This is a genomic window from Rheinheimera sp. (assembly GCF_036568245.1).
Lineage (GTDB): Bacteria > Pseudomonadota > Gammaproteobacteria > Enterobacterales > Alteromonadaceae > Alishewanella.
In genome coordinates this window covers 1-12,599 of record NZ_DATCSY010000266.1, presented here as the reverse complement: position 1 = coordinate 12,599, position 12,599 = coordinate 1, and the positions used below count along the sequence as shown (strand labels likewise).

General features: G+C 50.2%; 9 protein-coding genes. 6 read left to right on the top strand and 3 right to left on the bottom strand.

Annotated features, from left to right (window positions below):
- Positions 1–1,026: protein-disulfide reductase DsbD domain-containing protein (locus VIN66_RS12095; RefSeq protein ID WP_331924213.1), on the bottom strand; the 1,026-nt coding region annotated here is incomplete at its 3' end.
- 220 nt (positions 1,027–1,246) lie between these two features.
- On the opposite strand from VIN66_RS12095, the gene VIN66_RS12090 reads away from it, so the two are divergent.
- From VIN66_RS12090 to msrA, 5 genes are all read left to right on the top strand, one after another.
- On the top strand, positions 1,247–3,442 hold the full coding sequence (locus VIN66_RS12090) for a TonB-dependent receptor (RefSeq protein ID WP_331924212.1): 2,196 nt from the start codon (positions 1,247–1,249) through the stop codon (positions 3,440–3,442).
- Positions 3,443–3,505: 63 nt separating this feature from the next.
- Entirely contained in the window at positions 3,506–4,153 is a 648-nt protein-coding gene (locus tag VIN66_RS12085; RefSeq protein ID WP_331924211.1) for a GDSL-type esterase/lipase family protein, read from the top strand.
- Positions 4,129–5,223: an acyltransferase family protein gene (locus VIN66_RS12080; RefSeq protein ID WP_331924210.1), complete on the top strand. Its 1,095-nt coding sequence runs from the start codon at positions 4,129–4,131 to the stop codon at positions 5,221–5,223. Before VIN66_RS12085 ends, VIN66_RS12080 begins: the two co-directional genes overlap by 25 nt.
- 28 nt (positions 5,224–5,251) lie before the next feature.
- Positions 5,252–6,334, top strand: a complete 1,083-nt coding sequence (ltaE, locus tag VIN66_RS12075) for a low-specificity L-threonine aldolase (protein WP_331924209.1) — start codon at positions 5,252–5,254, stop codon at positions 6,332–6,334.
- Positions 6,335–6,427: 93 nt separating this feature from the next.
- The gene (gene msrA, locus VIN66_RS12070) at positions 6,428–7,699 is read left to right on the top strand and encodes a peptide-methionine (S)-S-oxide reductase MsrA (RefSeq protein WP_331924208.1); all 1,272 of its coding nucleotides are present in this window, start codon (positions 6,428–6,430) and stop codon (positions 7,697–7,699) included.
- Positions 7,700–7,761: 62 nt separating this feature from the next.
- Here the strand turns inward: msrA and VIN66_RS12065 are convergent, their stop codons facing one another.
- Complete coding sequence (locus VIN66_RS12065) at positions 7,762–9,861, bottom strand: TonB-dependent siderophore receptor (RefSeq protein WP_331924207.1); 2,100 nt, start codon at positions 9,859–9,861, stop codon at positions 7,762–7,764.
- A gap of 214 nt (positions 9,862–10,075) precedes the next feature.
- On the opposite strand from VIN66_RS12065, the gene VIN66_RS12060 reads away from it, so the two are divergent.
- A complete protein-coding gene (locus tag VIN66_RS12060) occupies positions 10,076–11,398 on the top strand; it encodes a mechanosensitive ion channel domain-containing protein (RefSeq protein WP_331924206.1) in 1,323 nt (440 codons plus the stop codon).
- Here the strand turns inward: VIN66_RS12060 and VIN66_RS12055 are convergent.
- Complete coding sequence (locus VIN66_RS12055) at positions 11,395–12,312, bottom strand: DMT family transporter (RefSeq protein ID WP_331924205.1); 918 nt, start codon at positions 12,310–12,312, stop codon at positions 11,395–11,397. The genes VIN66_RS12060 and VIN66_RS12055 overlap by 4 nt on opposite strands.
- Positions 12,313–12,599: the final 287 nt, after the last annotated feature.

Here is a 12,599-nt window from a genome sequence, read left to right as displayed (position 1 = left end):
AAAGCTCAGCACCACACCCAGGCTGTACCATAATGCCTGACTTTGTTGTTGCCGGCGTACCTGACCACTGGCCGCGATACTAAGCGCCTTGAGCGACAATACCGGGAACACGCACGGCATTAAGTTTAGTAACACGCCGCCGGCGCCGGCCAGCAGAAGTATCAGCCATAACGCCGTCGGGTCCTGCTGCCCCTGGGTGATCAGAATGTCTGTACCGGCATTATTTGCCTGCTGCAGCTGCACACTGTAGGCCTTGTCGTCGGCAGTGATCAGTACGATTTCCAGTTGTTGCGGCGCGGCGGAAAAATAGGTATTCAGTGGCTGCTGCAACAGTAACTGCTGGCCATTCAATATGACTTGCTGCGGTGTTGCATGGTCTACCAACTCGGTGGCGGCAACAAAAAAGGCCATAATGTTCTGAGGCTCAGGTAAATCCAGCAGTGCCGAAAATGCTCCGCCGGATACGTCAAACTGCCCTTTTACGTCAAGCGGCTGCGGTAACTGTTGCTGCGCCTGACGGAATAACGTTGTTGTCTCTTCAGCCAACACAGCCTTGGCAGCTACCGGCAATACCAGGCTAAACTCTGCTTCAGCCGGAATACATACCTCTTCGCACACCAGCCAATCGACCTTTAATGTTAGCGGCACGGTATCAGCCTGATAGTCCGCGGCGATAGTCAGATCGGACAGTAAAATGGTCTGGCCTTCAAAGCCGTAGTTTACCAGTGGCGGCACGGCAATGGCCTGAGGCACAGGCCACTTGATCGGTCCGGCGCTGATTCCAGCCGGCAATGTCCAGCTAAGCTGTGTCGGTAACCCGGAGTCACCCGGGTTTTGCCAGTAGGTGTGCCAGTGCTCATCAGGCACAAAGTGCAGCGCCAGCTGCAGCGTTTGTCCGGGCTGCACCTGCCGGTATTCACTAACCAGCTCGGCCCGTAAATGTTTCGCACTCTGCCAGCCGGTTGTAGCCGCTAGCACGGGCGCATACCAGCTGAAGCAAAGCAGCAGTAACATTACACTACGCATAAGGCTCTCATTGTTCTAAATCTGTGCATACGAGCCTACACTGCTTTGGCTCACCCTGCTGATAAATTAACCGCAAAAGTACGCTAAGTTGAGCATTTTTCGCGATAAACTGCTATATTAGCCAACGTTAATCCGTAGCGGTTTGCTGTGGTCACTCCAGTAAAATAACCGTTACATAACACATACACCCTCGTAAATTATCAATGAAAGGTTCACCTTAATGAAACCATTTACCAAGTCAGCGTTGTCAGTGGCTGTTCAGGCCAGCCTGTTTAGTGCGGCGATTGGTCTTTCTCCGGTGCTGTTAGCGCAGGAAAGTGACAAAGATCAGAATGCAAAACAGCAGGAACTGGAAACCATTACCGTTACCGCGCAAAAGCGCAGCCAGAGTATTCAGGAAGTACCGATTTCTATCGCCACTTTATCCGGCGAGAAATTTGATGCGATTTTTTCTTCCGGTGACGACATAACAGCACTGGCGATAAAGGTGCCGGGATTATATGCAGAATCGTCTAATGGGCGGGTTGCACCACGTTTTTATATCCGCGGCCTGGGCAATACCGATTTTGATTTGGCAGCGTCCCAGCCAGTGTCCATCGTAATGGATGACGTGGTAATGGAAAACGTAATTTTAAAGAGTTTCCCGCTGTTCGACGTACAGCAAGTTGAGGTGATCCGAGGTCCTCAGGGCACGTTGTTTGGTCGTAACACTACTGCCGGTATTATCAAGTTTGACAGCGTAAAACCACGTCAGGACTTTGATGCTTACGTGAAAACAACTGCCGGTACATTAGGGCAGTTCAATCTGGAAGGTGCAGTTGGTGGCGGATTAACAGATGAATTGTCAGCTAGGATCTCGTTGCTGTCTCAGAATCGAAGTGACTGGATTGACAATGCTTATTTGAATGAAAGCGATGCAATGGGCGGCTACCAGGAGCGCGCCGGTCGGGTGCAGTTTTTATATGAAACAGCCGACTTCAATGCATTGTTAAATCTGCATAGCCGTAATTACGCTGGCACAGCATCAATATTTCGAGCCAACGTATTTACCAAAGGCAGCAATGATCTCAATGAGAACTATGACCGTGATACAGTCTACTACGATGCCACTGTTAACAATCCGCAAGAATATGATAGTTGGGGCGGATCACTGAAGTTTGACTTTATGTTTGATGACATGACGTTGACCAGTATCTCATCGTATGAAACAGCTTCCGGCTTTTCACAAAGCGATGTTGACGGTGGAACCCTTGAAGGGCCAGGATTTATCCCATTCCCTTCATCTACCCGTGATGAATTGAAAGATCTGGAACAGTACACACAAGAAGTTCGTTTAGCCAGTGATACCACCGATGCTTTTAGCTGGCAGGTAGGCGGATTCTATTTTGACTCAACATTTGGCGTGAACACCATTGGCGGTGTTATTGATCCGGCTTTGGTTTATCACGGAAACACCAGCTGGGCAGTATTTGGCCAAGGTACATATCAAATAGATGAAAAGTGGAATGTCACAGCTGGTATTCGTTATACCGATGACGAGAAAACGCTCAGCACCACAGTACCTAACAATGACCCCATCAAAGTTACAGATGACCAGATCAGCTGGGAGTTAAGTACTAACTATCGTTTAACCGACAAAACCAGTGTGTTCGCAAGAATAGCAGATGGTTTCAGAGCCCAGTCTATACAGGGAAGAAACATTGCTTTTGCTGAACCAGCAACTGTTGCAGACGCCGAAACAATTATGTCATATGAATTCGGTGTGAAAAGTGACTTGCTGCAAAACACTTTGCGTCTAAACGCAGCGGTGTTCTATTACACTATTGATGATATGCAAATTTCGGTCATTGGCGGTGAGTTAAACGGCAATACACTGGACAATGCTGATAAAGGCGTTGGCTACGGTTTCGAAACAGACTTTGACTACCGCGTGCTACCAAACTTAAGCATCGGCGGTGGTTTCAGCTACAACAAAACTGAGTTTAAAGATAGCGATACTGTCGTAGGCGGTTGTGGTTTTGGTAACTGTACCATTCTGGACCCGGTGAATGCAGATGGCCGTCCATACATTGATGGCAACCCTTTTGCACAAGCACCTGAAACCATACTAACGCTAAACGCTCGCTATGATTATCCGTTAGCGTCTGGTGAAATCTATGTTTACACGGATTTCGCTTTGCAAGGTAAAACAAACTTATTCTTGTATGAGTCTGCGGAGTTCCACACAGACAATCAGTATGAAGCGGGTTTACGCGTTGCCTACATAAATTATGAGAATAACTACGAAGTTGGTGTGTTTGGCCGCAATATTACCGATGAAGACAATGTTAAAGGTGCCGTCGACTTTAACAACCTGACCGGTTTTGTTAACGAACCACGTACCTTTGGTGTCGATTTTAAAATCAGTTTTTATTAATCAGACCGACTGAAGTCATCATAAGGGCAGGTTACACTGCCCTTTTCTTTTTTGCTTATCGCTATGAAAACTCCGTTACTTCGCATTTTGTCAGGCATCGTCTTGCTACTGGTGGCAACCTTTGTTATTTGGCAAGGCCTGAGTAGGCCGACCCGGCTTGTATTGATGCATATCGCCGATGATGTGCAAACCGCCGGCGCAGCGCCAGCCAATTTGCTGCTGGGTAGCTCAACCCTGGCCCGGCTGGATACCGCCACAATCAGCAACTGTGGTAACTGGCTGAACCGGGCCGTCGGTAACAGCCAACTTACTGATATTAAGCACTACCTCAGCTGGACACCGATACAGCACCAACCACAACATATTCTGCTGTATGCCGGCGAAAACGATGTAGCGCAGTCTAAAACTGCACCGCAAGTTGCCGCTGAGTATATGGCGCTGATTAAGCAAATAATGGCGCACTACCCTGCGGCGCAAATTCATATCCTGGCGATAAAACGCAGCCCGGCACGGCAGCAGTACTGGCCAGCCTTTGACGAAGTTAATGCAAAATTGCAGGCTTATGCTACATTGCAGCCACAGCTACACTATTACGCCAACAACCTGCTGCAAACGGATTTCAGTGCGGACGGTATACATCTGACCGGCGAAGGGTACCGGCGGTTTTTTCATGGAGTGACGTTAACATGCAAGGCAGCAACAAACGGATAGATTATCTTGATGTCATGCGCTCAGTACTGATGATGCTGGGCATAGTGCTTCACACAGCACATTTGTACAACCCCAGCCAGGTATGGCTGATATATGCGCCGGAAAACCACCCGTTTTTTAATTATCTGATTAAGGCCATTGCAACCTTTCGCATGCCAGCCTTTCTGGTCGTGTCCGGCTTTTTCTGTGCCATGTTTGTTATCCGCTACGGTAATGCACATTTTCTGCGCTCACGGCTGAAGCGGATTTTACTGCCACTTCTGGTCTGTGCCATCAGCCTTAATGTGCTACAAGCAGTCTTGCTGCATCACTTTGGCTGGATAACCGGGGATGTATCAAGCTATCTGCTCAGCGGTGGCTGGGTGCAACATCTGTGGTTTTTACTCGATTTATTTATTTTTGTGGTGCTGCTTAGCCTCGCTTACAGCATGGCGCCTTTACGCCGGCTGGGCCAGCGTCTTAATACCCTGGCGGTAAAGTGGTTACCTTTACCACTGTTTATCACGCTGCTGCCACTGTACGGCCTGCTACTGGTAACACTTAACAGGCTGGGCCTGCCGATGTACCACAGCTGGCTTGGGATCACCGACCTGTATGAGGTGTTGTCCAATTTGCCATTCTTTGTGTTCGGTTTGATGCTATACCATAATCCCGGCTGGCTTCAGCAGTTCAGTAAATTAAACCTTGTTTATGGCATGCTGGCGCTGCTGTTGTTGTACGGCCTGAACTATCTGGTGCAGCAGGGTAGCGGGCTTATCTGGCAAACACTGACGCTGTACACTGCTTTGTTCATCCGCTGGATCTGTGTGGCATTATGTTTTAGCCTGTTTAATCTTGCTGTCACACGCAGTCATCAATACTGGCGCTTCTTATCTGAGGCATCTTACAGTGTTTATCTGTTTCACCACGTTATTGTGATTGGCTTAGGGCTGTTGCTGATAAATGCCGGTTTGCCACCTTTACTGGGGTTTTGCCTGATCGTCGGCACAACACTGGCAATAACGCTGGCGATACACAAATACCTGATTGCACCTAATAAAATTCTCAGGCTGTTATTTAATGGCAAGTAGCCGCCTGTTTTGATGTTAAGGAATTTTTATGGCTGATTTTCGTAGCGATACTGTCACCCAGCCCTCGCTGGCAATGAAAGAGCGTATGTTCAATGCCCCATTGGGGGATGACGTATTCAATGATGACCCGACAACACTGCAGCTGCAGCGTTATGCTGCTGACTTGCTCGGCTTTGAGGCGGCGTTGTTTGCACCAAGCGGCACCCAGACCAACCTGATCGCTATGATGAGCCACTGTCAGCGCGGCGATGAGGCAATAGTCGGCCAGCAATGGCATACCTATAAGTGGGAAGCCGGAGGTATGGCTGTATTAGGTTCCATTCAGCCGCAACCACTGGAGCTGCAAAGCGATGGTAGCCTGCTGCTGAGTGATATTGCTGCCGCCATCAAGCCGGATGATCCACACTTTGCCCGCACCCGCCTTATCGTCATTGAAAACACTGTCGGTGGCAAAGTGTTATCGCTTGAGTACATGCGATCAGTGTCTGAACTGGCGAAAGCAACAGACCTGGCTTGCCATATTGATGGCGCCCGGCTGATGAATGCAGCGGTTGCGCTGGCACCACAGCACAATACCACGCCACAGCAAATGGCACGCGAGCTGTGTCAGGGGTTTGACTCAGTATCCTTGTGCTTATCCAAAGGTCTCGGCTGCCCGGTTGGTTCTTTGCTACTGGGCTCTGACGCTTTTATCGCCCGCGCCCGGCGGGTACGCAAAATGTTAGGCGGTGGTATGCGCCAGACCGGCATTCTGGCAGCCGCAGGTTTATATGCGCTGGAAAACAATATCGACCGGCTGGCGCAAGATCATGCCAACTGCCTGCGTCTGGCGGAAGGCTTAACCGTGTTAGCAGCGCAGCTGCCGGCGTTGCAAGGTAAACTGACGCCACTGCCGGTACAAACCAATATTCTGTTTACCGATATTGATATTGAACTGGCGGCACAGTTACTACCTTATCTGGCCGAGCGCGGCATAGCCCTTACCGCCAGCAATTACCAAACTGCCAATGGCGCCATTAAACGCGTACGCTGGGTGTGTCATCTGGATATCAGTAGCGCTGATATCGACCAGACGCTGCAACATATCAGTGAATTTGCCCGTTTGCGTTAAAACAACGAACTTAAACTGGCCTCCCTGAAAGCAAAATGGTCTTTTGCCTGTCTGATACTGAAGCAACCGACGTAACAGACAGCTGAGGCCGTTATGACACTATCCTGGTTAAAAACGTTTTACTTATCATTGCTGCTGACGGGCAGCGCTCTGCCACTGCAGGCAGATACCATGCCGGCGACACCGCATATTGACAGCATAGTTGTCGGTGCTGGCTGCTTCTGGGGCGTCGAAAAACGCTTTGAAGCCATGCCGGGTGTAATAGATGCAGTTTCAGGCTATGCCGATGGCAACGGCGTTGAACCAACTTACCGCGCCATCACACAGTATCGCAATAAGCATAACCCGGACAACCACGCTGAAGTGGTTAAAGTCAGTTTTAACCCGGCCGTGATTAGCCTCAATACGCTACTGCAACGCTACTTTGAAATGCACGACCCGACGCAGCTTAACCGGCAGGGCAATGATGTCGGTACCCAGTACCGCTCAACGATCCTGACTAACAGCCAGGCACAGTATGAGGTTGCACAGCAAGTGCTTGCAGCTTATCAGCCGCTGCTGACTAAGGCGGGTTTTGGCAAAATTACCACTGTGATTAAACCTTTGCGCCAGTTCTTCCCGGCTGAGAACTACCATCAGGACTATATTGCGAAAAACCCTAACGGCTATTGCCCTGATCATTCCACCGGCGTGCGCTTTGCCACTGAAAGCACCACGAAAACCACCGCTACCGACAACAGTGCTCTGCTTAAAGGCCAGCATATTTTAGTGATTGATTCGGAAAACTATTGTCCTTACTGCGAAAAATTCAAAGCTGACGTTGCCAGTAAATACAGCGGTGATATACCGCTGCATTTCCGGTATGCCGGCAATCTGGACGGTCTGACACTGAAAACGCCAACCTGGGCCACCCCGACCATTATCCTGCTGCAGGACGGCAAAGAAGTGTTTGGCCGGCAGGGCTATTTAAGTCCGGAAGAGTTTTATCTGCTGCTGGGTAAATTTAAACTGGGTAACAGTGAAGCCTTTAATGTGGCGTTTGATGAAGGCACCGATGGCCGCTTCTGCAAACAGTACGAAATTTTTAAAAATACACCTGATGGCACCTTTGTGGATAAGCTCAGTGGCGCCGCCCTGTTTGATACCCGCGATCGCTTTGACTCTGGCACAGGCTGGCTATCCTTCACCAAAGCAGTCGACAGTGCCGTGATTGAAAAACCCGATAACCGCTACGGCATGCGCCGTACCGAAATACGCGCCAAAGTATCGGGCATCCACCTTGGCCATGTGTTCAATGATGGCCCCGGCGGTAAACCCAGGTACTGCATCAATGCGACCGTGCTGGATTTTGTGCCACGCAGTTAGCCATAAAACACTAAGCCGCCAGAATAGGCGGCTTAGTGTGTTTAATTGCACTATTCCGTTTATTAGTAACGCCAGGTTACCGATGCCTGCCACTGGCTAGGCACGCCATAATAGGCCTGAGTCCAGTACAGACTCTCATAGTACTTTTTATCAGTAACGTTGCTGCCATTCAGTGCCAGCGATACATTATCACTCAGTTGATAGCGCACAAACACATCCAGCAGCGCATAGCTGTTCTGGCGGATATCAATACCCGGTTCCGGGCTGGTGTACACACTGTCCTGCCAGTTTACGCTGGCACCAAATGATAGCGCCGGTAACCACTGCGGAAAATACACGCCTGACAGTTTAACCAGATTGCGTGGCACATAAGTACGTACCTGGCTGCCGTCATCCCCCTCAATGCTGTCAAGCCAGGTGTAACCCAGGCTCAGGTTTAGCTGATCGGTCACGCTGCCGACCAACTCCATTTCTACCCCCTGCGAGCGGTAATCCAGCCCGTTATAGGTATTTACACCGTTTACTACACCGGCAAACTCGCCAACATTGTTTAAATCGGCTCTGAATAATGCCGCACTGGCTGTAGCACGGCCATTATGTAGTGACACCTTGGTACCGAACTCGATATGCTCGCCGCGGGCTACGCCAAGGGCATTGAAGTCGCCGTCAACGAATGACTGCGGGGTAAACACTTCACTGTAGCTGCTGTACAGCGCTACGTTGTCGGTCAGCTGATACATAGCACCGATATAGGGTACGGTTTCATCAGCGTCCGTAGCGGCATCGACACCATAACTGTAGCCGCTTTGCTTAACCGACATCATTCTGGCACCGGCCAGAACTGACAGCGCATCGGTCAGGTGTAAACGGGTAGCAACATAAGCCGACTGATGAATTTGTTTGTCCTTATGCCCTGTGCCATAAGGGTCGGTATCATCAAACACGCCTTTAACCGTACTGCCCTGTGCCCAGTTGCTGCCCAACACCGGGTAACCGGTTTCGTAGTCGTAAAATGACTGGCCGAATAAATCAATATGCGCGTAGTTAAGCCCAAGCATTAATTCGTGCTGGCGGCCACCCAGTGTAAACTGGCCGGTAAGATACAAATCGGCCATTTTCTGAGTTTCATCCAGAGCATAACCGTAGGCATTGCCAAGCATACCGAGCTCTGTGCCACGCTCAGGTGTGCCGTAGACATAAAACAACTCAGAGTCCATTTTGGTGTCTATTTGCATCAGCATCAGATGTAGGCTCCAATCCTGCGACAGCCTATGGTGAAGCTGGGCAAAACTTTCTGTAGTGTCAGTATCGCGAAATGCCCAGTCAGCAGCAGTATTGGTTGAAACATCGTAATCTGTAAGGCTGCCGTCCGTGTAGTACAGTGGTAATGCGCCGGACATACTGCCATCGACATTGTTTTTATTCTGGCTATGCCCGACTGTCAGCACGGTGTTTGCGCTAACGTCGTACTCAGCTACCAGGTAAAGCAGGCTGTTATCGTCAGACTTTCTGGCTAAATAAGAATCTGCCGATTCTTTTGCCACTACAGCTCTGGCACGAAAATCATCCGTCAGGCTGCCGGACACATCACCTTCTGCCCGCAACATATCATCAGAGCCCGCAAACAAAGTGCCATATGCCATAAAATCGGCTGTTGGCTTTTTACGCAGGTAATTCACTGTTGCTGAAGTGTTGGCCAAGCCGGTAACTAAACCGGCAGCGCCTTTTATCACTTCGACCCGCTCAAAAGCAGCGGTATCGTACTGGCCATTGGTTAAGCCGGATGAAAACGGTACACCGATGCCGTCATACTGAAAATTCACCACATCAAAACCGCGCGCAGTGTAATAAGTGCGATCGGTTTCTACGCTTTCGACGGTAACGCCAGGTGTATAGCTCAGCAGTTGGTTAACTGAATGCAGAGAAAAATCATCCATTTGCTGACGTGATACTACCGTAACGGTTTGAGGGGTTTCGTACAGTGTTAAATCCAGCTTGGTTGCCGAGCGGCTATCGCCCTGATTACCATACACCGCGATCACTTCAACCTCAGCTTCTGTTGCTGGCTGGCTTTGCGCCATGGCGCTAAAAAAAGCTGCCCCCACACTGAGCACAACAGGCGACGTTGCAATTAAAACAGAAAACTTTTGCACAACTGACATTCAAAAACCCCACAGTGATAGTCACAAACTAACAGTGACAGAATTCTACAATCGCCCAAATGCAAACGCAAACAATTATCAATATCAAAGCAAGTAAGACACTATACAGCAGCTGCCAGATCGTATTGCAGACAATCAAACAGGTGACATGCGGTGACAAGTACCCGGCTGCTATAGTTAACTGGCCGTTAACTAAAGTGATGCCGGAGACAGAATGAGACTGCTGTTACTTAATGCCTTATTAATTTGCCTGCCTGTTTACAGCCAACTGCTTGCTGCACAAGAGCATGCGACAGATGAAAAGGCGATAAAAGTCCAAGACACAACTGACGACAAGGCTATCAGCGCCCGGCTGCTGGCTATCACGTCTGCTATTTCCGGTATGGAACAAATAACGGCAAATACTGAGTCGGGAGTGCTGACGCTAAGTGGTGAAGTCGCTAATGCCCAGCTTAAAGACGAAGCGCTTGCCATCGCCCGCCGGTTAGACGGCGTGGTGTATGTACAGGATATGCTGCAGGAGCAGCTGGCAGTGCGTTCAAGGCTGGCCCCGGCGGCGGAGAAATTTGAGCAGATGCTAACCAAGGCCGTGCAAATGCTACCGCTTTTGGTGTTGGCACTGCTGGCAGTGCTGTGTTTTTCATGGCTTGGCGGTTGGTTGGCACGCCATAGCACCTGGTTACGGCGGTTCGGCCTTAGCGAGCTGGCCTCGAATCTTGGTGTGCGTTTTATCCGGGTACTGGTTACGGGTATCGGTGTATTGATTGCTCTGGAGCTACTGGATGCAACTGCATTGGTTAGCGCGGCGCTGGGGGTAGCCGGTGTTATTGGTATTGCGCTGGGGTTTGCGTTTCGCAATATTGTTGAGAATTATCTCGCTGGCGTGCTGCTCAGTACCCGTAACCCTTTTGCAATTGGCGATCAAATTCAGGTGGGCGAGTTCACTGGCAGTGTCGTGCGTCTGACATCGAGGGATACCGTACTGATGACATATGACGGCAACCACCTGCGTATTCCGAACAGTGATATTATTACCCTGGCAATGACCAACTTTTCCCGTAATCCACTGCGGCGGTTTCAGTTTAATGCCGGCGTGTCAGTATCACTGGACTTAGTTAAAGTGCGCCAACTTGGTATTGCCACACTGGCCAATATGCCGGGCATACTGCCCGACCCGCCGCCGCGGTGTCTGATTGATGAGCTGGGCGACAGTGCGGTAGCGCTGAAGTTTTTTGGCTGGATAGATCAGCGTAATACCGATTTTTTAAAAGCCCGCAGCGAAGCCATCCGCCTGGTGAAATCGGCATTTGATGACGCCGGTATTGAAATGCCTGAACCTATCTACCGTATTCATATGGCAGATATGACCAATGCTGAACCGCCTGGATCCACTGAGGCTACAACGTCTTCTCAGCAGGCGGCACGGCAAGACGTGGACGTCACCACCGACGACACTATGCAACAGCAATTGCAGACTGAGCTGCGAACCTCAGATGAGGAGAATTTGCTAACCAAGCACAGCAATAGTAAGAGCTAAATATCGGGATCTGCTGTTTTGATTAGCGGCTGAGTTTTTCCCTCAAGCAGCTGCTGCACGGCTCTGGCCGGTTTATGCCGTAACGCCAGCGCCAGGCCGGTGAGCATAATCAGCACCACGCCGGCCAGCTGCAGCAAGGTTAAAGCTTCCTGAAACAACCACCAGCCGGCGACGATAACCGTTACCGGCTCCATATACGCCAGTGTGGCATATATCCGCGTCGGCAAATGCTGCAGTGCCACTATGGCACAGTAAATGGCAATAAAGCCCGGGAAGATACCGGCCAGCGCTATCCAGATAAGTGTCTGATGGTTCGGTACCGCTATGGCTCCCAGAAAGGGCAGCATACAACAGGCACCGATAACCAGCTGATAAAAGGTGCGCTGCAATTGCGAATGCGCTGGCAACGAACGCCTGTTCAGCAGTAAAAAGCCGCTGTAAGCCAGTAAAGACATCAGGCCAAACACTAAACCAGGAAATTGGTCGGCATGTAGCACCAGATCGAATTTAAATTGCTGTAGCATGGCAAAGCCGAAAAACGACAAGGCAATCAGGCTGCTATCAGGTAAGTCCAGCCTTTCATCCAACAGCCAGTGTGCAACAAAGGCAGACAATGGCGGCGCCAGATAAACCAGCATAATGGCATTCGCCAGGCTGATATATTCAATGGCGCTTAAGAACGTCAGCATAAAGCCAACCAGCAGCACACCGTTTACCGCCATACGCCAATCGGGTTTACCTTTCAACGTTTTGATACGGCCGGTACAGGCAACAAACACCAGCAGACATAAAGCGCCGACCGCCAGCCGATAGAAGGTCAGTTCGGCAGCCGACAACCCGCTAAAGCGGGCAATAATGCCGCTGCTGGCCATCGCCACTGCCGATACCAGCGCCAGTAATACATAAGTAAGCATAATATCCGCTTGTCCTGCGTCATCGGGATTGGGGTACTCACACCGACACGCCGTAAATACATCCCTGTAGGCTCGATTATAAACTTCATCCATGAAGTTTATCCTTCGGACCAGCAGAGCTGTTCAAATTCGCTCCGGGCGAATTTGTCCGGCATCCATGCCGTCAACGGTCGGCTTAGAGTAACCCAACCCCTCGCCTGAATTCCGGCTTACATTATGCTGGTTATGCCGTTAATAAACGAGATGACCTAACCGGAATTTCGCATACCGGCGGCAATACCGGCAAT

What these genes read in the sequence shown, in the direction of transcription:
- VIN66_RS12090 (WP_331924212.1), top strand. Translation starts at nt 1,247, where the DNA reads ATGAAACCATTTACCAAGTCAGCGTTGTCAGTGGCTGTTCAGGCCAGC.
- VIN66_RS12085 (WP_331924211.1), top strand. Translation starts at nt 3,506, where the DNA reads ATGAAAACTCCGTTACTTCGCATTTTGTCAGGCATCGTCTTGCTACTG.
- VIN66_RS12080 (WP_331924210.1), top strand. Translation starts at nt 4,129, where the DNA reads ATGCAAGGCAGCAACAAACGGATAGATTATCTTGATGTCATGCGCTCA.
- ltaE (WP_331924209.1), top strand. Translation starts at nt 5,252, where the DNA reads ATGGCTGATTTTCGTAGCGATACTGTCACCCAGCCCTCGCTGGCAATG.
- msrA (WP_331924208.1), top strand. Translation starts at nt 6,428, where the DNA reads ATGACACTATCCTGGTTAAAAACGTTTTACTTATCATTGCTGCTGACG.
- VIN66_RS12065 (WP_331924207.1), bottom strand. Translation starts at nt 9,861, where the DNA reads ATGTCAGTTGTGCAAAAGTTTTCTGTTTTAATTGCAACGTCGCCTGTT.
- VIN66_RS12060 (WP_331924206.1), top strand. Translation starts at nt 10,076, where the DNA reads ATGAGACTGCTGTTACTTAATGCCTTATTAATTTGCCTGCCTGTTTAC.
- VIN66_RS12055 (WP_331924205.1), bottom strand. Translation starts at nt 12,312, where the DNA reads ATGCTTACTTATGTATTACTGGCGCTGGTATCGGCAGTGGCGATGGCC.